Origin of the sequence: Marinobacter flavimaris, from assembly GCF_045057155.1 — a bacterium.
Taxonomy (GTDB): Bacteria; Pseudomonadota; Gammaproteobacteria; order Pseudomonadales; family Oleiphilaceae; genus Marinobacter; species Marinobacter manganoxydans.
Genome location: NZ_CP171359.1, coordinates 1,769,623 through 1,789,541 on the forward strand (window position 1 = coordinate 1,769,623; position 19,919 = coordinate 1,789,541).

Consider the following 19,919-nt stretch of genomic DNA (forward strand, 5'->3'; position numbering starts at 1 on the left):
AAGCTGAACCCGGGATTGATGCTTGTCAAAATTGCGTCATGGAGGGTGAGGCAGAATAGAGATCCATCAAACCTGTATGCAAAGGAGTTGTGACTATGAACACTGAGCTTTTCGAGAAAGCGACGCGCCTGAACGAAACCCTGTTTGAGCAGGTGGGCAAGGCCGCGGAAATGCAGATGAACGCCTTCCGCCGTTATGCCGATGTCACCATGGAGCAGGCCAAAAAAGTGTCAGAAGTCCGTGATCTGGAGGGCCTGAAAAGCCTGACCGGTGATCAGGCAGAAACCCTGAAATCCCTGAGCGAGCAGTTCACGGCAGACTGGAAAGCCTGGCAGGATTATTTCAACGAAAGCCGGGAGCAGATTCAGAAGGTGTTCGAGAAAACCCCGGAAGAAACCACCAAAGCCAGCCCGAAAGCTGCCAAATAAGGGATAGCCATGTTCGGTCTGGATACGCTCGGAAAAGCTGCAAGTCAGCTCGTCAACGGCTTCGAAACCAATGTCCGTCAGGGGCAGCAGCAACTGGAGAAATTGCTTGGGGGTGCTGGCGTCCTGGATGATGCAACCCTCTCCACGATGACAGAAATGTCCGATGCCTACCGTACGATGGCAGAGGACCTGCTACTCCATCCGCTCCGGTTCGCCGGTGCGGAGCTGGATCTGGCTCGCAAGCATGCTGCGCTGGGGTATTACACCCTCGACCGGCTGGTGGGCAAGGACAAACAGCCTGTTGTCGAACCGGAGCCCGACGACCGGCGTTTTCAGGCCGAAGACTGGCACAAGCATCTGACTTTCGATGTTCTCCACCAGGCCTATCTGATCAACTCACGAGCCTTTCTGAACTGGGCAGCCGGCATGGAAGGAATTCCACCGGCAGGCCGGGACCAGATGCTGTTCTACGCCCGGCACCTGACCAGCGCACTGTCACCCTCGAATTTTCCGGCCACGAATCCGGAAGTGCTCAGGATTACCTGGGAACGTAAAGGGATGAACCTGGTCGACGGTGGTCGGCAGCTGATCGAAGATCTGCGCCAGAACCCGTCGCTGTTCAATGTTGGAATGACCGATCGCTCCGCCTTCGAGGTAGGACGTAACCTGGCCACTACTCCGGGCAAGGTGGTGTTCCAGAACGAACTGATGCAGTTGATCCAGTACTCGCCGACAACGGAAACCGTCAACAAGCGCCCCTTGCTGATTGTTCCGCCCTGGATCAACAAATATTACATCCTGGACCTGACCGCCAGGAACTCCTTTATCCAGTGGCTGGTGGACCAGGGGCAGACCGTATTCATTATTTCCTGGCGCAATCCTGGCCCTTCCATGCGTGACAAAGGCTGGGAAGACTACATGGAGCTCGGACCACTGGCGGCCATGGATGCCGTTACCGAGGCCACCGGCGAAGAACAGATGAATGTGATCGGTTATTGCATCGGTGGCACTCTGCTGGGTTCAACGCTGGCCTGGCTGAAGAAAAAAGGCCGTAATCCGGTGACCAGCGCCACGTATCTGACCACCCTGCTGGATTTCTCGGACCCAGGCGGAATCGGGGTATTTATCAACGATCATTCGATCCGGGGCATCGAGAGAATGCTTGAGCGCAAGGGCTATCTGGACGGCCGCGCCATGGCGTTCACTTTCAACCTTCTGCGGGAAAACGAGCTGTTCTGGTCGTTCTGGACCAATAACTACCTGAAAGGCCAGAAGCCGGCGGCTTTTGACCTGCTGTACTGGAACACCGATGGCACCAACCTGCCGGCCCGGATGCACAGCTTTTACCTGCGCCAGATGTATCTGAATAACCGGCTGGTGCAGCCCGACTCCCTGAGCCTGCTCGGTGAGTCCATCAATCTGTCCGAGATCGAGGTGCCCTCTTTTTTCCTGTCCGCCCGACAGGATCATATCGCCAAATGGAAAACCACTTATAAAGGCGCCCTGGCCCACGGCGGTGATGTCCGTTTTGTGCTCTCCGGCTCGGGTCACATCGCCGGCGTAATCAACCCGCCCTACAAGGAAAAGTACGGCTACTGGACCAACGACACACTGGGGCCGGATGCAGAGGCCTGGTTCGAAACATCCGAACACCACCCGGGATCCTGGTGGCCCCACTGGCTTGAATGGATTGCGCGCTTTTCCGATGGTGACGTGCCGGCTCGTGTACCCGGCGAAGGGAAATTGCCCGCGATTGAAAATGCTCCGGGTAGCTACGTGAAGGTCAAGGCTTCAGAAGCAGCGAAACAATAGGATCAAGGCTCTGTTAATCGAAGGTTCCTCCGATAACGCGAAGAAACAAATACCAGGAGAGCCCATGGGAGGCACGCTACCGTTATCCCGAATTAAAGCCTTGCAGCTGGCAGAGCGCGTGATCGAGTCCTCTTTCGAGGGCATCATGGTAACGGACAAGAACGTGAACATTGAGTTCGTTAACCCGGCATTCACGCACCTGACCGGCTACAGCCAGGACGAGGTTATCGGCAAAACGCCGCAGATTCTCTCTTCCGGGCGGCACGACAGCGAGTTCTACCAACGGATGTGGAACTCCCTGGCTACCCACGGCTATTGGCGGGGGGAGATCTGGAACCGTCGCAAGACCGGAGAGCTCTACCTCGAGCTTCTGACCATCACCGCCATTACTGACAACGAGGGTAACACCACCCACTACGCCGGCCTGTTCACCGACATCACCCAGAACCGGAAAAACGAAGAGCAGATCCGGCAACTTGCTTACTACGACGCCCTCACCGGCATTCCGAACCGCCGTCTGCTGGAGGATCGCCTGGAGCACGCGATCCGCCATGCCCACCGGCGATCCTCTCTTCTGGCCGTCATGTTCATGGACCTGGATCACTTCAAAGACGTGAACGACCGGCTCGGGCACGCTGCAGGCGATGAATTACTGCTCCAGTTCACAAGTCGTGTCCAGAGCTGTCTGCGTGAAGACGATACCCTGGCCCGGCTGGGCGGGGACGAATTCATTGTTCTGCTGCCCGACCTGGAGCAGGTTGAAGATGCCTATCGGGTTGCGGAACGCCTGATAGCCGGAAACCAGGAACCCTACCGCATTGATGGCGAAGACCTGACGGTGGGCTCAAGCATTGGCATCAGCCTTTACCCCCAGGATGGCACCACTGCATCTGAGCTTCTGCAAGGGGCCGATATCGCCATGTACCGGGCCAAGCAGGACGGCCGGAACCTGTTCCGGTTGTTCAGTCCGGCCGTTGCTGAAGGCGCCTGATCTCGCCCCTGAATCGCCGTTGTGGCACTATGACCCGCTGGATGACCGGCGGAGAACCACTCGATGTTTTATACCACCTTAGCGGCGATTGCAGTCGCCATGATCCTGTTCGCCTGGCTGGGGCTCAGGGCACGTCTCGCAGACGGTGGCCTGGATGATTACGTAACGGCCCGAAACAGCCAGGGCGCGAGAGCCCTGGGACTCTCTTTCCTCGCCTCCGGCATGGGCGGCTGGATCCTGTTTGCCCCGCCCGAGGTAGGCGCGCTGGTCGGCCCGCTGGCACTGGCAGGCTATGCCCTCGGCGCTGCTCTGCCGTTCATCGTGTTTGCCTTCTGTGGCCCCGCCATCCGCCGTTTCCTGCCCCAGGGACGCAGCATCGGCGAGTTCGCCAACGCCTGTTATGGCAATGGCGTGCGCCGCTATGTCTCGATGATCTCGGTGCTGTACATGCTCTGCTTCCTGACCGCCGAGCTCACCGCCATCGGCGCCATTACCTCGCTGCTTTCCGGTATTGACGGTGGCGTCGTGGTCATTGGCGTGGCGGTTACCACACTGGTATACACGGCTGTCGGTGGCCTGCGGGCCAGCATCGTTACCGATCAATGGCAGGCCTTATTGCTGATCGGCCTGCTGGCGATTGTCAGTTTTGTCGCGCTTGGCAAACTCCCGGACGCAGCTCCCGCAGCCTTGCCCGACATACCGACCTCTGCGGCCCTCAGCGTGGCGCTGACTCTGGTGATCGCCGTAACCGCCGCCAACCTGTTCCACCAGGGATACTGGCAGCGGTTGTGGTCAGCGCGCGACACCGATGCCCTCAGCCGTGGAGCACTGCTCGGCGGCGTCGTCACCATCGGCGTTGTCGCGGTAGTGGGCGGGCTTGGAATCCTGGCGGCGCTCAGTGGCGCCGACCTTGGCAATCCTCCGATTCCATTCTTTGCCTTGCTGTCCGATGCCCCGGCCTGGCTGGCTTTGCCGGCCCTTATTCTGGCCATCACGCTGGTCGCTTCGTCAGTGGATACCCTGCAGAATGCGCTCGCTTCCCTGGCGGTTACCGAAAAACAGGGGCTTTCCATAGTCAGTGCCCGATGGTTCACAGTGCTCCTGATGATTCCGGTGGTGCTGGTAGCGCTTCAGGGCATTTCCGTGCTCCGGCTGTTTCTGATCGCCGACCTGCTGTGCGCCACGGCGGTTCTGCCGGTGCTGATGGGACTCTGGGGGAAAATGACCACGCGGGCGGCCATTCTGGGGTGCCTAGCCGGGCTTTTCGGCGCGATTCTGCCCGGCTGGATATCCGGAGGCAGCTTGATGGCCGGCCTGGAAGCTGCGAGTTTCCCCGGCAGCATTCCAACCCTGATGCCATTCGTGGGTGCCCTTGCAGGCTCTGGTTTGGTGAGTCTCGCAATCGCAGTTGCGACCCCGAAGCGCTAGGAAGACGCTTTGCTGTCCAGTTGTTTAACTGGACAGCAATTCGATCGGATATCTGATTTTGGTCTGGTCGACCCCCGGCCGTGCCCCGAAATCCACCAGTCTCAGACGATTACAGATCTTGTTCTCCAGTGCCGGCTCATTGAGGGTGGACTCCACGACTGAACAACTGGAGACCGCACCGTTGGGCTCAATGACCAGCTCCGGCGTGATACTCCCCTGAAGCGAAGGCTTCCGTCGCAGCTCCCGGTTGTAGATGCTGTAGATCGCCGATTTGTTGGCGTCCATGGTCCGACGCAACTCCTCCTTGCTCCGGGTTCTGGCAGCGGTTTCCTGTTGCTTCTTGCGGGCCGCCTCTTTGACTGCAGCAACCCGTTCGGCTTCCGCAACTTCCGCGCGCTGGCGCTCAGCCAGGGCGACCTGACCGGCCTCCCGATTGAGCACCTCCTCGTTCACGCCACTGCTCTTGGCACTCGCGGTAGCGCGGGAGGCCAGCGTATCACCGGTTTCGCGAGCAATAGGCTCAGCTGTATTGGCAACCGGGCCATCGAGCTTGACCGACTCCGCCAGCGAGCTGAGCTTTTTAAGTTCGTTCCCCATTGCCAGAATACCGGTGTTCTTTGCCTTTTCCCGCGCCTTGGCGACTTCCTCGGGCTTGGGTTCCGGCTTTGGCTCTGGTTTTTCCGCTACTTCTGGTTCTGGTTCAGGTTCAGGTTCAGGTTCAGGCTCCGGTTCCGCAACCACCGGTTCGGGGACCGGCTCCGGTTCGGGTTCCGGCTTCGCCTGCTCCACCGGCTTTTCCTCAGGCTTTGGAGGCTCGGGCTCAGGTTCAGGCAGTACCGGTTTTGGCGGTTCTTTCTTCTCGATGATCAGTTTTGCCAGCTGGGGCGGCAACGCTTCCTGTTCCTGCCTGTCCCGCTCAGGCAATTCTATCCAGCTGACATAGCCTGCGAACGCGAGGAACAGCGGTACCACCACAACGGCCGCAGCCAGCAGCCGCTTCCGCTCGCCGCGCTCCTGATTCCAGGGCAATCCGTACCGGTAATCCATAATGGTCAGGCTCCCTGTTCCGTACGCTGGTTAACCGCCAGGGAAATGCTGGCGTAACCGGCGTCCACACAGGTGGACATGATTTTCTTGAGCAGCTCGTAAGGCAGTTCCCGGTCCGCAAGAATGGTAATTGGGCGGCCCGCATCCGGTGCAGGCGCCGACGAACGGCTGGCCTGGTAGTCAAGCTCCTGTTTCAGAGAGGGTTCGATCTGCCCGTCAAAGGTCTGAAAAGCGTCGCGTTTAACCACCAGTCGACCGTTAACCAGGATGTCCCTGTCCGTCACGGTCAGCGCCAGCACATCGCCCGGGGGTTGCTGGGCAGTGGAATCCGGCAATTTAATGGTGCTGTTCTGGTTCAGTACCTGTACGTCGGACGAGGAGTTCACCATCAGGAAGAACACGAGGATGGTGAAGATATCCATCAACGACACCAGGTTCATCTTTCCCTGGCTCTTGTTACGCCGGTAATGGCGCTTCAAACGACGGGCTTTGGCGGATTCTTTCATGAACTCACCTCCGCGGATCCCGAAGCCTGGGCAGGAGCATCACCGAGCGAGATTTCCGGGAACAGCTCTGCCTCTACAACACTGCCAGCCACAACGGCTTCGTAGGAGCGCACCGTGTCCATCACGGAAACCAGGGCCTGGTAGGACGTCTGCCGGGACGGCATGATAATCACATCCTTTTTATCCGGCACCCGACTCTTGATTTCCTTCATGACATCCTTGAGCAGCGCGAAATCATACTCGCCCTCACGCTGAGGGATATTCTTGATAACCCCGCCCTGGTTATCCGCAACGACCAGGCGATCTTCATAGATCACCACCTGGATCTGTAGTTCTTCGGCCTGCTCCGCGGACAGGCTTTCACCGGTCGGGAAGTTCAGTTCCAGAACGCTGGTGTGGGCAAACACCATATTCAGCAGCAGTACCGGCACCAGCACAATCATGAGATTCATGAAGGGCGTGATGTCGAGATCGGCCTCACTTTGAAGGCGACGATGTTTCCGTCTCATGGCCTGACATCCTTCTGGCTGATTATCAGGCCGGGCTACCGGCCGGAGTCGCTACCTGTGCCGATGCAGCGGCGTTCTGGGCCTGTGGTTGGGCGACCGGTTTGTTACCAGAACCGTCGCTGAGAATGTTCAGGACCTTGATGCCCGCCATCTCGAAGCTATCTATGATCTCATTGGTTTTGGTCTGCAGCAGCGAGTGGATCAACAGCATAGGAATGGCCGACATAAGGCCGAAGGCGGTGGTGTTCATGGCGACCGAGATACTCTGGGACAACAGGCTCGCCTTCTGGGCCGGATCCGCTGCGGCTACTGCGGTAAACGCGGCAATCAGACCGATAATGGTACCGAGCAGACCCAGCAGCGTGGCGATGTTAGCCAGCGTTGCCAGGTACTGTGTGCGCTTTTCCAGCCGGGGCATCACATCCAGCAGCCCCTCTTCCATGGCGTATTCGATCTCTTCGCGACCCTGGCGGCGGGCCAGACGCTGAAGGCCGAAGCCGATCATGGTCGACATGGCACTACCGGATTCCTGGGTGTAATTCAGGGCGCCTTTCAGATCGCGCTTGGCAATCATCTGGTGCAGGCGATTGAAGTCCCGACGGTTGGTCAGTTTCTGGGCAGAAAGGTAGACGTAACGTTCGATGGCAACAATGAGTCCGATGATCAGCACAACGGCGATCGGAAACATAAAAAAGCCACCTTCCTGGAAGAAGCGAACGGCGGTATCGATCATTTTCTGGGCACTCCATGGTCCGGTTTTCAGATCAGTCTATGCGCGGCCTGACCTTGTGCGGGTAAGTTCGCGAAAGTCTGTGTGAGGGTTTGTTTAATCTTGCGCAGGGACACACTCAGGATGCGACAGGCATCACACTCTAGTCCTCGGCTGCTGCCTGGGTCTGCCTGATGAAGGCTTCGTGGTACCTGATAAACCGCTGGAACTCGTAGCGCTCCAGGGGCCGAAGGCCCTGATCAACCATCAGGCGTTCTTCTGGCGCACGCAACTCGTCCACTTCCGGTGGCTGCCAGGGCACCAGATACATCACCGTGGGCACTTCCTGATCGCCACGGATTCGTGTGCCTTCAATGGTTACCACCCCCGGGGCATCCTGGGCGTAAAGCATGGGCGCCGTGGGCAACAGCGCACAAACTGCGAGAGCGATCAGCGCGGAATGTTTCATATCATCTTTTCCACATCAGATTCTGTTTTTCGCATCGAAGATCCAGTCTTCCAATCTCGGGTGCGGCTCACTGGCAGCCGATTGATAACGCTCATAGAGGTCAACCGCATCCGCAGGATTACCCAGATAGATATCAAGCAGGAAGGCCAGATTAAGGATTGCTGGTGCGTAATTCGGATCCACGGCCAGGGCAGCCCGGTAATAGCGCTCTGCTTCATCAAATTCCCCGGCGTTCCTGGCAATCACGCCCAGATGATTCAACGCCTGGACATGTTCGGGATTCACCGCCAGCGCGCTCTCAAACCATTGTTTCGCGGTATCGGTATCCCCTTCCTGGAAAGCAATGATGCCGAGGTTGGCCATGGGGCCGGCCTTGTCCGGATAGTCGCGGGCCAATTGCTCAAAACGGGTCCGGGCTTCGGCAAGGTCGCCCTGCTCCATGGCCTGGACCGCTTCGCTGAATGAGGCTTCAAGGACAGCCTGCTCGGCTTGCACATCAGACTCTTGCGGCGTCGGGGTCGTCACGCATCCAGACAACGCGACGATCACCGAAAGACAGAGTCCACAGGCCTTAATCGATTTCATAGACAACCCCCGAGGTCACTTCTTCTTTCCGGTAGCGCCCCGGCAAAAGGACTTTCAAGGCCTCATAGCTGCGCTTGACCCACTCATCGAAAATGCCCTCCCGAGCCCGCCGGATGTTCTGCTCGTGGATATCGATGGCGTTGTCCTCAAACGGGTAGGCCTGTTCTTCCAGCAGCAGCTCGTACTGGGCCAGTTCAAGCTCGCTCAATCCGGTGGGCCGTTCGGAATCCATCAGGTCGGCACCGAGGCGTCCATAGATATGGGCGATCTGGTAACCGGCCTCGGTGGCGAACGACGAGAGACCGTAGCTGGCGGTTTTCCTGTAGGCGTTGACTGCCCTTTCGAGTGCATTGGTCTTTGCTGTCATGCTCTGGTTCAGCGGTAGAGTCAGGCGAATGCTGTCATACCGGGCAAGGGCATCGCGGGCGAGCATTGCAGAGGCTGACGCGGCAAGGTAGCGCATGCGATCATCCGCCTCGTCCGGGTTTCGATCCACCGTTTCCATCTGCTTGCGCAGCCAGTAATCCCGTTTTTCGGTATCCCCCGCTTCCTGGTAGAGCTCGGACAGCCGATTGGCCGCCTCCATGTAGACATCCGCCGGCTCGGGGTGGCTGTTGGCGTAACTGCGCCAGGTGTCGATCGCCTTTTCCCGGTTGCCGGCCTGATCGTACAACTCGGCTGCAATCAACAGATTTTCCCTTCGCTCTTCCGGCGTCGTCGCCAGAGCCACCATTTGCTGAAGTTCGTCGGCTGCTCGCTCCCACTGCTCCGTTTCACGGTAGGCCAACGCAAGTTTTGCCGGGACCGTATCAATCAGTTCGTGGGTCGGGAAAGCCCTCCGGAATCCGTTCAGCACACTGATAGCCTGATCCCAAAGACTGGCGGTGATAAGAAGTGAGGCCGCATCGTATTCCGCATTTGCCCGCAGAACGGATTCGGGAACGGCTTTGCCGACTCGCAGGAATTCGCTGACGGCCGCCTCCACATTGCCGGCGTCAGCTAACTGCTCTGCCTGCCGATAGACCGCTGCGGCCAGATTTTCACGAACGCCGCTTCTGCGTTCATCGTCTTCAGCCATTGTCGCCAGGGCATCACGGTAGGCCAGTTCCGCCTCCCCGTGTCGACCCAGTTCGGACAGGCTGTGGCCAGACAACAGCAGGGCTTCCGTCGTTAATTCGGCCAGAGGCACCGGTTGCCAGGTAACAAGACGAGCCGCCATGTTGACCGACTCTTCCCAGTTGTTCTGGTCAAACTCCCGCTGCAGTGCAATGTAATACACCGCCGGTGCACGGGAATCACCTGGAAAGGCATTTGCAAACCTGAGTCGGTTCAACTGCTGTAGCTCCTGATACGCCATCTGCTCCGATACGGGATCGTCGCCCCACGTCTTTGCGTACTCCCGGAAGGCCAGTACCGAGGCATAGCCTGCCTCCGCTGCTCGCTCGGGTACCCGGTCGCCGGGATAGTCATAGGCCACCCGCTCAAAAGCAACAATGGCCTCCGGCCAGTCTTCCAGTTCCAGATAGGTCTCACCCAGGAGGAAGAGACGCTCGGGTGTGCGGGGATGGTCCGGGAAAGTAGCCGCAAATTCGGCATAATAACTGGCGGCCTTGCGGTAGTGATCGTCCGCCTGCTGATTATCCGGGGCCTCCCCTGCCAACAGGTACTGACGGTCTGCCAGTTCCGGCAACAGCTGTTCCAGCTGCTGTTCGATAAAGCTGATCGCCGAAGGGCCCGCTGACTGCCAGTAATCGCTGTAGAGTCCGTAAAGGCTGACAAAGCCGGCCTTTCGTTCAGGGATGGTACGGGTGAAACCGGCCAGCTCCAGGGTATCAATGATCCGGATGTGGTAGCGCGGCGCCCAGGGGCTGGATGGATGGTCTTCTATATAGGCTTCAAAGACATCGATGGCGTCACTGTATTGTTCCCTCTCGAGCAAGAGCTCGCTGTAGCGGTCGTAGACCAGGATTTCATAGGGACGCCCACCAGTCTGGCGGAACAGCGCCTGGAGGGTCTCCGCGCCGTCAAGGTAAGACAGTGAAAGCCCCACTACCCTGAACAGATCCTCGATCAGGGTCTGGCTCCGCTGATCCACATCCGCCACCGGCTTGCCCTCAGGCATCACCAGATCGAGCACCTCTACGTAGCTGAACAGGGCCTCCTGGTATTGCGCCTGCTTGAACAGGCTCCAGCCTTTCATGTAATGCGCGTTCACCAGAAACGAGGCGTCGGCCATGCGTTCCTGGCTGGCCAGGGTCACCTCGTCGAACGCCTGCTCGGCTTCCGGGTACCGGCCATCGATGAACAGCAGATCTCCCCGACGGAACTGGGCTTCAATCCAGTATTCTGAATCGGGGTAACGTTGGACCAGGGTAGTCAGGGCCTCCAGCTGTTGAGGTGTCGCCCCCCGAAGCTCCCAGGCCCTGGCAAGCTGATAGTAGATCTGGTCATTGCCTTCGCGTTCTGGATATTCCGACAGCAGGCGCTGGTAGGCTTCAATAGCACCGGAGAGCTCATCGACGGCGGTATCGGCCATTTTCCGCTCCGCCCGCTGGAACTCCAGATCGGCCAGCCGATGCCGGATGGTGACCTGCTTCCGGGGATCGTCCACGAGTGGCAAAAGTGCCTTGTAGCCGTCCATTACCGTCTCGATTGAAACATCGCCCGCCGGGTCGCTGCCAGCTTCTAAACTTCCACTGGCTTGCCGGGTTTCGTTTGCCGGAAGCGCTGCCAGGGTGCCCTCACGGACCCGGGGCATTTCCTCGTCGCCGGCGGGCATCATCGACTGCAACATCTGGCAGCCACTGACCATGACAAGGGCTACGGCGATGACAAGTCCCCTCACGGTCTTTCCAAGCATCCGGTTACTCATCCCCGGCACCTGCATTTTGTGATGCACGGAACAGCTGGTCCGCCAGCCTCGCCTGGGCATGACGGGAAGCCAACAGATACCCGTTCAGCTCCTCCTGCTGGGCTACAAGCATGCTGTCTACCTGGCTCAAGAGGGCTTGCCGGGCATTGCCCAATGCATCGGCAATCTCTTCCCCAAGGGTCGCGAGTTCCCGTTCACTGGCAGCGATGCGTCGAGCCAGTTCAGCATGGCGGGCGTCGTCGGCCATCAGGGTTTCAACCCGCTGCCGCTGGGCCTGAAAGCGATCCATTTCGCGATTCAGCTCCCGCAACTGTTTTTGCGCCGCCCAGCGATTCACGCCATAGTCATTCGCAATCCACCAGTCGAAGTAGGCACGCATCCTCTGATAGGTCGCACGCTGGCTGGCCGTGGTCGCGTCGTCAGGCAAGCTTGCCAGAGTTTCCTCAACCTCATCGAGCTTGTCTCTCAGTGCCTTCTGTTCGGAGGTCATGAAGAACCCGGCATCTTCCTCCGTCAGTGCCTCAGAAATCTTCTCGCTGAATTCCTGGTGCAACTGCTGCCACTGGTCCGCCTGCTGGTTTTCCAGCGCCCGACGGGTTTGGGCGATACGAACCTGACGCTGCTGTTCGCGGGTTTCCAGCATGACCCGGAAGGACTCGAACCGTGACTGTCGCTCGGCGACGAAGGACTGCATCCGGTAAAGTTCGTTCAGTTCCGCAAGGGCCTGCTGGAAGGTTTCCGAAGCCAGCACTTCGGCCAAGCCGAAATCGACCGGCTGAACCCGCAGTCGTCCGTAGGAATCTGTGAGAATCCCGTCGCTATCTCGGCTGGAATCGAGCTGGGCCATCAGAGTCTCTTCAGTGAGCCGATTCCGGATGTCATCGAGCTCCTCGATTCGGGCCTGGTAATGGTCGGCTGCCTGTTTGAACGCGGGTAAGGCTTGCTGCGCTCTGTTCATCTGCTCAAGTACATAGGCCCGGGCAAACGGAACCTGCTGCCGCCACGGCAAAAACAGATCCCGGTTCGAGAGGGTATCGAGGGCATCGAGTGCCCGCTCCGGCCTGCCCTGGCCCGCCGCGGCAACGGCGTAGTCAAAGAGAGCCTGATCGGCGAACACGCCGGTCAGTGGCATGGCTCCCAGGACCTCCAGAGCTGCCTCAAACTGGTTATCACGCAGGTACAGGCCCGCAAGCGAGAGGCGAGCGCGGCCCAGCAGGCCCTCCCGTTCGGCATCTGGCTCGACGGAGTCAATGGACTGGTCGAGGATGGCGATGAGCTTTTTCAGTTCCTCTTCGGCGGCAGCTACGTCTGCCGCATCGAGAGCGGAGACCGCGGAATTGTACCGGAGGTAAAGGGACCAGATGTCCGTTTCGTCCAGCTGCTCCCGAAGCGAAGCCAGTTCGGGTTCATCATCAGGGCGGGCAGACATCATGACCAGCCGGGAGCGCAGATAAATCCATTCGCGGAAAAGATCGTGGTCGGCCTCGGCCAGTATCTCGCCATCCACACGATTGAGGTTCTCACGTGCGAGCGCCTGATTCCCCTCGAGGTAAAACACCTTACCGAGATAGAACCAGGCCTGGTTGCGAACATCAGGCGACAGATTGCTGCCGGCGCCATCGGCCCCGAGTAGCTGCGTAAACAACCTGCTCGCCTCTCGGGTCATCCCCCAGGACAGCATGAGCCCGCCCTCGACGAGAGCCGGATGATCTCCGTGTCCCTTGATGCCGCCCCGTTCGCGTGCCACGGCCAGCTGGGTCAAAGCCTCGAAGGCGTTACCCTGATGGTATTCGTACAGCGCCCAACCATAACGAAGGTCCTTCGCCCGCTCGGGTTGCGCCTCATCGGCATGGACCGGGGTCATCATCAGCCACAGTAGGGCACCCGCGTAAATGAACGGGCGTCGACCTGAGGACTGGCTTGCTTTCAATCCCACGACGCGGCTTACTCCCACTCCACAATGGATACGGAGGGTTGGTAGTTGGAGGAGCGATCTTCAACGCGGATTTCCAGAGCGGCCGTTCCAGTGCCCTTCTCAAACTCCAGGGAGGCCGCCTGCTTGTAAGGCCGCTTATCCGGGCCGATTCCCTCAACAAACGCCGTCATCTCATGGACGCCGGTTTTCAGGTTGCCGACGTATAGCCGCTGCATGCCGCCGCGTTCAAGGGCAGTCACCTGTCGCTCCGTATACAGGTGGGAAGCAACAATCTCGTCGTCGACTTTCAGTTTGACCGCATCCAGCTTCAGAAACTTCCCGGCATCAACGCTGAGAAACACGGCAACCTGGGTATTGGCTGGAAAAAGCAGATCTTCCTCAAGGATAAACAGGTCACGATTCAGGCGTATCACTTTCTTCTTGAGCGCCTCCACCTGCTCGGCGACGGCTGTATCATCTTTCTCCGCCCCGGGATTGGTCTGGGCAAATGCGGGGGCTGTCAGGGCGAGGGTCAATGCCGCTAAAAGCACCGGAAATCGGGAGTTCAAGCAAGTGGCCATGGTCGTTCTTCCTGCATGCTCAGTATTCAAGAATCAACGACGCCCGGGTTACGTAGGCATCGAAGGAATATAGGGGTTCTTCGCCGGGGAGAAAGTCACCTGCTGCGGTGACATCCCGGAAGTTGTCATATTCAAAATTCAGCCAGTCCACCAGTAAGCTGAACTGCAGGCGATCAATGCCGGGAAGCGAAGTCTGCTTCCATTCGTAGACCGCGCCCACCGCCAGGGTTGTCCCGGATAGGGAGCTGAGCTCCTTGTCACGGGCCAGGTGTGTCTGGGAGTTCTCGAATGGGAAAAGATCGCTGTAAAAGTCCGCCTCGCTCTGGCTGTAGTAACGAATGGAACCTTCAAGGGTCCAGTGCTGGTTCAATCCGTGCACGTATCCCAGTTCGACCGTGTGGGCGTTGATGCCCCAGGTATCGGAAAAATAACGGTATTCACCGCGAATTGAGGCGCGATATGGCAGATAGTAAAGCGCTCGCATGGCCACGGAGGTACTTGTTCGGGTTTCCGGATAACGCTCCGGTTGGTACAGGAACGCTGTGGAATCGTTCGGGTCGATGTAGCGGTTCTGTCGGTAAGGGTTCTGCAGGAAGCCCTCATCCGTAACCACCTCAAGATCCAGGCCTACCAGGCTGTTGCGGGTGACGACCTGACTCAGTCCGAGCTGATAGTTCCGACGATCAGCTTCCTCGCTGAAGGAATCGTTGCCAACCCGGCCCACTTCATCCCAGCCGCTGGCATAGCCCATGGTTACTGTGGACATGCCCCCGAAAAACTCCTGGCTGAGCGAGAAGTAAACGGTGTTGGCTTCGTAATCGTTTTCGGAACTGTTGGTGAAACCCAGACTCAAAATGGACTTATCGTGCAGGTAATCGACACCAAAGGTGTACTCGTTGCGTTCTTCCTCGTAGGGGCTCGCCGTGGCCAGAACGTCCACAGAGGCAGCCGAAACGGAGTCAACATAGTACTGGCCGGAAAACGAAACCGACGAGCCAATACCCTTGCGCACCAAAACTGAGGGGCCATCGATGACCATGCCACCACCGTCATAGCGGTGGTAGAGAACATCCACGTTATCCACTGGCAAGGTCGCCGCAATCGCCTGTTGCCCGGCCAACATCAGCACGAACAGAGCGCAGACGGAGCGTACTAACCTTTTGCCGTCAGTTACAGCCACAGCCACCCCCAGAACCGCCTTCTGCTCCCCGCGCAGACTCCCGGACCTGATAGACGTGATGCATGTAGGAATCCGCCTTGCCATGGCGGCTGAGACTCATGACCGGATCCGCCAGATTATCCCGTTCATAGGGTTTTACCCACGGCTTGATTGAGCTGCATCCAGAGATCGTGAAGGTCGCGACCAAAAGAGCAGAGGCAGTGAAGATCGACAAATTACGCATAAACGTTCCGTCCGAAAATTATTCGCGCACCAGCTCGCGAATCTGCTGTTCGTACTCGTCTTCGTAACCCGGCTGATAGCCGTAGTGGAGATACCGGGCATTACCATCGCGATCGATCATCACGGTCGTTGGCATAGCCTGGACTTCATAAAGCTCGCTCACCGAACTCTCCGGATCGTAGAGGATCGGGTAATTCACGGGTACCTTGTCCAGGAAGCGATGGGCCTCTTCCCGATTCTCATCCACATTGACCGCCAGAATCGTGAAGCCGAGATCCTTGTATTGGCTGTAAAGCTCATCCATCAGCGGCATTTCCTGGCGGCAGGGACCACACCATGATGCCCAGAAGTTCAGCATCACCACTTCACCACGATGGTCCTCCAGCCTCAGGTTTTCGCCGGAACGGCTTTCCAGGGTGAAATCCGGAGCTGGCACATTGATGGCCTCGGCGCCCGCCATGGGGCTAAGACAGGCCAGGACGCCCGCCACCGCCAGTGATTTTATGGATGCTTTCATAACCATTGCTCCTGTAATCAGAAAAAGACCGACAGGCCAGTGCTGACCTCTGTGTTCATGGAGGTTTTCTCGGCCCCAAGAACATCTATTCGGTAGTAGTGCTGTCTTACGCCAATCTGAACTGCAACGCTGTCCGTCAACAGAACCTGATAGCCCGCGCCGGCATTCAGGGTAAACCGGGTGTCACCCGCAAAATCGGTAGCGCCGGCACCCGCAATCAGATAGAAATTGGTGTTGAATGCGTAGTTCTCGGTGAGGAAGGCCTCGCCCGGAAGCACGTTGTAACCCAGGTTGATGTTGTAATAGCTGTAATCCCGCTCGCTGTCGGTAAGCACCTCCACGTTACCGGCCAGCTTCTCGAAACTGGTTTCTCCACCCTCCGCGAAGCCGACTCCGGCCTCGAAAAAGAAGGACTCGCTGAGGTGGTAGGTGAGCTTGCCGCCATAAAGCAGCGACGACTCGAAGTCCTCGATATTGAGCACGCCCACAAAAGCGCCAATTTCAAAGTTCTCGGTGTCAATCAGCGCCTCGGTGACCGGCACCGGGGTAACATCCGGCTCGATCAGCGGCCGATCATCCTGGGCCTGGGTTGCTGTGGCTATGCATAGCCCTGCCCCGAGACACAGCGTTTTCAGAAAAAGATGCTTAGTCCGATTTTCCATTCTGTCGCTTCTTCGTTGGTGGACCGGGTAGTGAACACTTTGTAGTCCTTCACTTCGGCACGGATGAAATATCGATCGGTGATGTAGGCGCGGATGCCAAGCCCTGCATGGCCAATGCTGTTATCCCGTTCTTCGGGCTGAGCCAGAGTGGCCTTGGGATCAACCCAGATATGCCCGACCCCCAGGGTAAAAAAGGGTGATACCCGCCAGTCAGGAAATGGCTGATGCACCAGATTCGCATTAACCATTCTAATCTCCGAGGCGCTGCCCAGAATCTGAGAAGCCCAAAGCTCGGCGGACAGGTTTCTGGTCATCCAGAAGCCGCCGTAGCCTGCCGTGACAGCGGCACCATCAAACTCCCCCATCATCAATCCGGCTTCCACCCGCCGGCTTTCAAAAGCCTCAAAATCCGGCACCTGAAGATCCACACGATTACCCGTGGCATCCACCGTCTGCGCAATATCCGCAACCGCTATCCAACCCTCCCGGCCACGGGTATCCGTCACTTTGATCCAACTTGTCTTGCGCTGGAGAATGGTCAGCCATTCCCCTTTTTCGCTGGTATGAAAAACCGGATAGCCCGTTGCCGGTCCGGTTCGCCAGGACACATAGGGCTCCGCCACCTGCACTTTCAATGCATCGTCTTCAGCCTGCCCCCACAGCCAGCCAGCCCAGCTCTGGGCCGGCAACAACAAAAGAAACATAAGAATGGCGATGGGCATGGTGCGAGTTTCAGTCCTTGGATCAGTCTTCCGGAGCGTCGAACGGATTGTTGAAATACTGGCCGCCAATATCCAACCACTCTGCAATCAGTCGCAGTTCGGCGGGCGAGAGGAAATCCCTGTGTGAACCGTCGTCGGCGAATACGTCGAAGAAACGACTGGCACGGGCACCGTTGACGGACATTGAAGCCTGCACCGGCACTGTTACCAGGATGGGTTGTTCATCTCCGTTGGCGTCCAGAATGGGATTGCCTTCTTCGTCCCTCAAAACCTCCCCGGAGTCCACGAGCACATCAATCAGGGCGCCGTTCACCAGTTCCTGCTCACTGTCCGGGAAGAGCAGTTCTCTGTAGGCGTTGAAGTGTAGCGGTTCATCGGGTGACGGGCCATCGCCCAGATCCAGCTGTCCAGCCGGCACTTGCTGAGCGTCCGCCGCATCGGTGTCCGTATGGCAACTGGTACAGGTGTAGTCATCCACGACCGCCATGGTGTCCGGGTCCAATACCTCCCGATTGACGCTCCACAGCGGATGAATATGCTGCTCGTAGTTGATCACAATCCGGCAATTCGGCGCCCAGTCGGTGGCACAAACGCCGGATATCGGCGGCGGTGTCTGCAGATCGGCATAGGCGTAGGCAAAGCTGTCAGGCTTGGGATCCACGGCATCTCCGGACCATTCATCGGTATAGATCACATCCGGCGTCGGCCGGCGAATCTCGTTGATGCGGGCAAACACCTGAGCCATGGTTTCACCCATGTCGGCAAACAGAGCCGGGTCGGTATTCGGGAACGGAAGGCTGGTGGTTGCGGCCCCACCCCACACGGACGATGGACCGGCATCCGGTCTGCCATGGGGTGTCGGACTGTTCGGGTTGTGGCACCCTGAACATTCAAGGGTCTCGCCGGGGCGCACCGTCAGCCAGTTCTGATGCCTGGCACCGATCCGCTGACCCCGCTCATCCAGCACGCTGATGGCGAATGCGACATTGGCCGGCACCGCCACCTTCACTGAGCCGTCCGGCTCTATCGGCACGTAGCCCAGTATCTCCCGCATTAGCTGAGCCCGGCTGCGGCCAAAGGCGCTGTTGTCGAAATCCCGGACGTTCTCATCGGGGATGGCCACGGGCTTTTCCAGTCGAAGGAATCTGGCCGGGCGATCTTCCGGCGGCGTTTGCAGCGGATCAGCCATTGCAGCAATACCAGTCGGCGTGGTGTCCACCCCATCGATATCATAGACGCTTCGAATGTGCAGGACGCCGTAGCCGGCATCGCCGAGGGCCCCCTCATCACCCGTGAACTGGGATTCCGGGATGAACCCTTCCAGAGGCCGTTCCTTCATCAGGACCGCCTCATCAAACTGAACGCCCTCTACCGGCGGGACCACCGGCCGCTGGGTTTCGCTGTTGATATCCAGAAGCCACAAACCGTAGACGGGCTCTGCGGGTTGATAGTCTTCGGATTGCAGGCGATCTTCCGTGCAGTTCACAATCCGGTCGGTCGCTGTTTCACGCAGCCGGCAAGGTGTCCAACTGACCAGGTAGCGGTTGGTACCATCAAGCAGCGGTGAAACCGATGCATAACTGCCTTTCAGCGATAGTTGGCCATCCAGGCCCACGCCGGGCACAAGCGAGCGCTGGCCCAAACCTTCGGTGCCATCGAGACGAAGATTGGCCTCAACAAATTGGTCAACATCGACTTCCGCCAACACAGACGCGTAGTCATCTGATTCAAACGGCCTTAGCTGCACGAGCAGATTGCCGCTGTCTGATTTGCGTGGCTGCAGGTACTGTATGTCGTTCGCTTCTGGAACCGAATCGTGGGAGTGACGACCGAAAAGATAACTCAGGCCAGTGCCGTCAGGGTTGACGCGGTAGAGGTTCACACCGTTGTTCCGGGTTTGGCCGGCATTATCCCAGCGGCTGAACACAATGGTGCCATCATCCGCCACCATGGGGTCGAGGTCGTGGCTCTGATTGAAGGTGATCTGTTCAATGTTCTGACCATCGTCGTCCATCACATGCAGAACAAACCCGGGGCTATCACCCTCCTCGTCCAGACCGGAATACTGGGGTTTGCCTTCATCAAGCAGCACCGCCTTGGAAATCCGCTGACGGGTTGACGAGAAAACGATTCGGCCATCAGGCAGATAGGCTGGCGCAACGTCCTGCCCGGCCCCGGCGGTAACGTCCGAATCGATGATCCGGCGCAGGATGTCGGTACTAACGTCGTATTCCCAGATATTCCAGGTTGGCTGATCCTCGTCGTCTGCGTCCTCGATTTCCGGCGCACGCATGGCAAACAGCAGTCTGGAGCCGTCGTGGGAAACGTGGAGATCTTTCACGTCGTAACGCAACTGACCATTGTCATCAAGGAATTGCGGCCCCGCGAATGCTCTGGAGGCAATATCCTGCGTCTCGGCGTCCGCAGTGGCACTGGCCTTCAGAAACAGCCGCGCTCCGGGGCGGAAAGCGCTCGGGTCGGCCAGGTTGTCCTCGACCAGGGCCCCGGTGTTTTCGTCAAAAAGTAGAGCCCGTTCGACATAAGCCACAGGGTTCTCGACGACAACCGGATCCGCCTGCTGACTGTCGCTGCTCGAAAGACAGCCAGACAGAGCTGCAAGCGAGCCGAGTGCGACAGCCAGGCGAGTACTGCGGGAGATGTTTAGAGTGGGCGACTTAATTTCCAACGTGAGAAACCCTGTTTCGGATGACATTCCATGACATAAATTAAGTCGGTTCCGCTGGCAGGCTCCAAGGGTTTTACG

At 58.3% G+C, this 19,919-nt stretch carries 19 protein-coding genes; 4 read left to right on the plus strand and 15 right to left on the minus strand.

From position 1 onward, the window contains the following. Window positions 1–95 precede the first annotated feature (95 nt). The 4 genes from ACGK9W_RS08215 (at window position 96) to ACGK9W_RS08230 (ending at window position 4,659) form a co-directional block, all read left to right on the plus strand. The gene (locus ACGK9W_RS08215; RefSeq protein ID WP_064228968.1) at window positions 96–428 is read left to right on the plus strand and encodes a phasin family protein; all 333 of its coding nucleotides are present in this window, start codon (window positions 96–98) and stop codon (window positions 426–428) included. 9 nt (window positions 429–437) lie between these two features. Next, window positions 438–2,240 (plus strand): PHA/PHB synthase family protein, encoded by a 1,803-nt coding sequence (locus ACGK9W_RS08220; protein WP_405420296.1) that lies wholly within the window; start codon window positions 438–440, stop codon window positions 2,238–2,240. Window positions 2,241–2,304: 64 nt separating this feature from the next. Further along, the gene (locus tag ACGK9W_RS08225; RefSeq protein WP_405420299.1) at window positions 2,305–3,231 is read left to right on the plus strand and encodes a diguanylate cyclase domain-containing protein; all 927 of its coding nucleotides are present in this window, start codon (window positions 2,305–2,307) and stop codon (window positions 3,229–3,231) included. A 63-nt stretch (window positions 3,232–3,294) separates the two neighbouring features. Next, the gene (locus tag ACGK9W_RS08230) at window positions 3,295–4,659 is read left to right on the plus strand and encodes a sodium:solute symporter family transporter (protein WP_405420302.1); all 1,365 of its coding nucleotides are present in this window, start codon (window positions 3,295–3,297) and stop codon (window positions 4,657–4,659) included. A 24-nt stretch (window positions 4,660–4,683) separates the two neighbouring features. On the opposite strand, the gene ACGK9W_RS08235 is transcribed toward ACGK9W_RS08230, so the two are convergent. From ACGK9W_RS08235 to ACGK9W_RS08305, 15 genes are all read right to left on the minus strand, one after another. Continuing rightward, window positions 4,684–5,706: an AgmX/PglI C-terminal domain-containing protein gene (locus ACGK9W_RS08235; protein ID WP_405420304.1), complete on the minus strand. Its 1,023-nt coding sequence runs from the start codon at window positions 5,704–5,706 to the stop codon at window positions 4,684–4,686. A 5-nt stretch (window positions 5,707–5,711) separates the two neighbouring features. Continuing rightward, entirely contained in the window at window positions 5,712–6,212 is a 501-nt protein-coding gene (locus ACGK9W_RS08240) for a biopolymer transporter ExbD (RefSeq protein WP_405420307.1), read from the minus strand. Then, complete coding sequence (locus ACGK9W_RS08245) at window positions 6,209–6,721, minus strand: ExbD/TolR family protein (RefSeq protein WP_405420310.1); 513 nt, start codon at window positions 6,719–6,721, stop codon at window positions 6,209–6,211. The genes ACGK9W_RS08240 and ACGK9W_RS08245 overlap by 4 nt, the downstream gene beginning before the upstream one ends. A 25-nt stretch (window positions 6,722–6,746) precedes the next feature. Then, window positions 6,747–7,454, minus strand: coding sequence for a MotA/TolQ/ExbB proton channel family protein (locus tag ACGK9W_RS08250; RefSeq protein WP_405420313.1), 708 nt, complete (start codon window positions 7,452–7,454; stop codon window positions 6,747–6,749). 139 nt (window positions 7,455–7,593) lie between these two features. Continuing rightward, window positions 7,594–7,899: a hypothetical protein gene (locus ACGK9W_RS08255; protein ID WP_405420316.1), complete on the minus strand. Its 306-nt coding sequence runs from the start codon at window positions 7,897–7,899 to the stop codon at window positions 7,594–7,596. A gap of 15 nt (window positions 7,900–7,914) precedes the next feature. Continuing rightward, complete coding sequence (locus tag ACGK9W_RS08260) at window positions 7,915–8,484, minus strand: tetratricopeptide repeat protein (RefSeq protein WP_405420318.1); 570 nt, start codon at window positions 8,482–8,484, stop codon at window positions 7,915–7,917. Continuing rightward, entirely contained in the window at window positions 8,471–11,356 is a 2,886-nt protein-coding gene (locus tag ACGK9W_RS08265) for a tetratricopeptide repeat protein (RefSeq protein ID WP_405420320.1), read from the minus strand. The genes ACGK9W_RS08260 and ACGK9W_RS08265 overlap by 14 nt, the downstream gene beginning before the upstream one ends. After that, window positions 11,349–13,292 (minus strand): hypothetical protein, encoded by a 1,944-nt coding sequence (locus tag ACGK9W_RS08270; protein WP_405420323.1) that lies wholly within the window; start codon window positions 13,290–13,292, stop codon window positions 11,349–11,351. Before ACGK9W_RS08270 ends, ACGK9W_RS08265 begins: the two co-directional genes overlap by 8 nt. An 8-nt stretch (window positions 13,293–13,300) precedes the next feature. Beyond that, entirely contained in the window at window positions 13,301–13,852 is a 552-nt protein-coding gene (locus ACGK9W_RS08275; protein ID WP_092029852.1) for an AraC family transcriptional regulator, read from the minus strand. A 19-nt stretch (window positions 13,853–13,871) separates the two neighbouring features. After that, window positions 13,872–14,975, minus strand: coding sequence for a DUF3570 domain-containing protein (locus tag ACGK9W_RS08280; protein WP_049784481.1), 1,104 nt, complete (start codon window positions 14,973–14,975; stop codon window positions 13,872–13,874). Window positions 14,976–15,018: 43 nt separating this feature from the next. Further along, window positions 15,019–15,255 carry a DUF4266 domain-containing protein gene (locus ACGK9W_RS08285; RefSeq protein WP_039882064.1) on the minus strand — a complete coding sequence of 79 codons (237 nt, stop codon included), beginning with the start codon at window positions 15,253–15,255 and terminating at the stop codon, window positions 15,019–15,021. Window positions 15,256–15,273: 18 nt separating this feature from the next. Further along, complete coding sequence (locus ACGK9W_RS08290; RefSeq protein WP_014577483.1) at window positions 15,274–15,777, minus strand: TlpA disulfide reductase family protein; 504 nt, start codon at window positions 15,775–15,777, stop codon at window positions 15,274–15,276. Between the two features lie 11 nt (window positions 15,778–15,788). Next, entirely contained in the window at window positions 15,789–16,433 is a 645-nt protein-coding gene (locus ACGK9W_RS08295) for an outer membrane beta-barrel domain-containing protein (RefSeq protein ID WP_008174661.1), read from the minus strand. Then, the gene (locus tag ACGK9W_RS08300; protein WP_014577485.1) at window positions 16,403–17,155 is read right to left on the minus strand and encodes an SH3 domain-containing protein; all 753 of its coding nucleotides are present in this window, start codon (window positions 17,153–17,155) and stop codon (window positions 16,403–16,405) included. Before ACGK9W_RS08300 ends, ACGK9W_RS08295 begins: the two co-directional genes overlap by 31 nt. Before the next feature lie 22 nt (window positions 17,156–17,177). Continuing rightward, window positions 17,178–19,868 (minus strand): hypothetical protein, encoded by a 2,691-nt coding sequence (locus ACGK9W_RS08305; RefSeq protein ID WP_405420328.1) that lies wholly within the window; start codon window positions 19,866–19,868, stop codon window positions 17,178–17,180. Window positions 19,869–19,919 lie beyond the last annotated feature (51 nt).

What these genes read in the sequence shown, in the direction of transcription:
- ACGK9W_RS08215 (WP_064228968.1), top strand. Translation starts at nt 96, where the DNA reads ATGAACACTGAGCTTTTCGAGAAAGCGACGCGCCTGAACGAAACCCTG.
- ACGK9W_RS08220 (WP_405420296.1), top strand. Translation starts at nt 438, where the DNA reads ATGTTCGGTCTGGATACGCTCGGAAAAGCTGCAAGTCAGCTCGTCAAC.
- ACGK9W_RS08225 (WP_405420299.1), top strand. Translation starts at nt 2,305, where the DNA reads ATGGGAGGCACGCTACCGTTATCCCGAATTAAAGCCTTGCAGCTGGCA.
- ACGK9W_RS08230 (WP_405420302.1), top strand. Translation starts at nt 3,295, where the DNA reads ATGTTTTATACCACCTTAGCGGCGATTGCAGTCGCCATGATCCTGTTC.
- ACGK9W_RS08235 (WP_405420304.1), bottom strand. Translation starts at nt 5,706, where the DNA reads ATGGATTACCGGTACGGATTGCCCTGGAATCAGGAGCGCGGCGAGCGG.
- ACGK9W_RS08240 (WP_405420307.1), bottom strand. Translation starts at nt 6,212, where the DNA reads ATGAAAGAATCCGCCAAAGCCCGTCGTTTGAAGCGCCATTACCGGCGT.
- ACGK9W_RS08245 (WP_405420310.1), bottom strand. Translation starts at nt 6,721, where the DNA reads ATGAGACGGAAACATCGTCGCCTTCAAAGTGAGGCCGATCTCGACATC.
- ACGK9W_RS08250 (WP_405420313.1), bottom strand. Translation starts at nt 7,454, where the DNA reads ATGATCGATACCGCCGTTCGCTTCTTCCAGGAAGGTGGCTTTTTTATG.
- ACGK9W_RS08255 (WP_405420316.1), bottom strand. Translation starts at nt 7,899, where the DNA reads ATGAAACATTCCGCGCTGATCGCTCTCGCAGTTTGTGCGCTGTTGCCC.
- ACGK9W_RS08260 (WP_405420318.1), bottom strand. Translation starts at nt 8,484, where the DNA reads ATGAAATCGATTAAGGCCTGTGGACTCTGTCTTTCGGTGATCGTCGCG.
- ACGK9W_RS08265 (WP_405420320.1), bottom strand. Translation starts at nt 11,356, where the DNA reads ATGAGTAACCGGATGCTTGGAAAGACCGTGAGGGGACTTGTCATCGCC.
- ACGK9W_RS08275 (WP_092029852.1), bottom strand. Translation starts at nt 13,852, where the DNA reads ATGGCCACTTGCTTGAACTCCCGATTTCCGGTGCTTTTAGCGGCATTG.
- ACGK9W_RS08280 (WP_049784481.1), bottom strand. Translation starts at nt 14,975, where the DNA reads ATGTTGGCCGGGCAACAGGCGATTGCGGCGACCTTGCCAGTGGATAAC.
- ACGK9W_RS08285 (WP_039882064.1), bottom strand. Translation starts at nt 15,255, where the DNA reads ATGCGTAATTTGTCGATCTTCACTGCCTCTGCTCTTTTGGTCGCGACC.
- ACGK9W_RS08290 (WP_014577483.1), bottom strand. Translation starts at nt 15,777, where the DNA reads ATGGTTATGAAAGCATCCATAAAATCACTGGCGGTGGCGGGCGTCCTG.
- ACGK9W_RS08295 (WP_008174661.1), bottom strand. Translation starts at nt 16,433, where the DNA reads ATGGAAAATCGGACTAAGCATCTTTTTCTGAAAACGCTGTGTCTCGGG.
- ACGK9W_RS08300 (WP_014577485.1), bottom strand. Translation starts at nt 17,155, where the DNA reads ATGCCCATCGCCATTCTTATGTTTCTTTTGTTGTTGCCGGCCCAGAGC.
- ACGK9W_RS08305 (WP_405420328.1), bottom strand. Translation starts at nt 19,868, where the DNA reads ATGTCATCCGAAACAGGGTTTCTCACGTTGGAAATTAAGTCGCCCACT.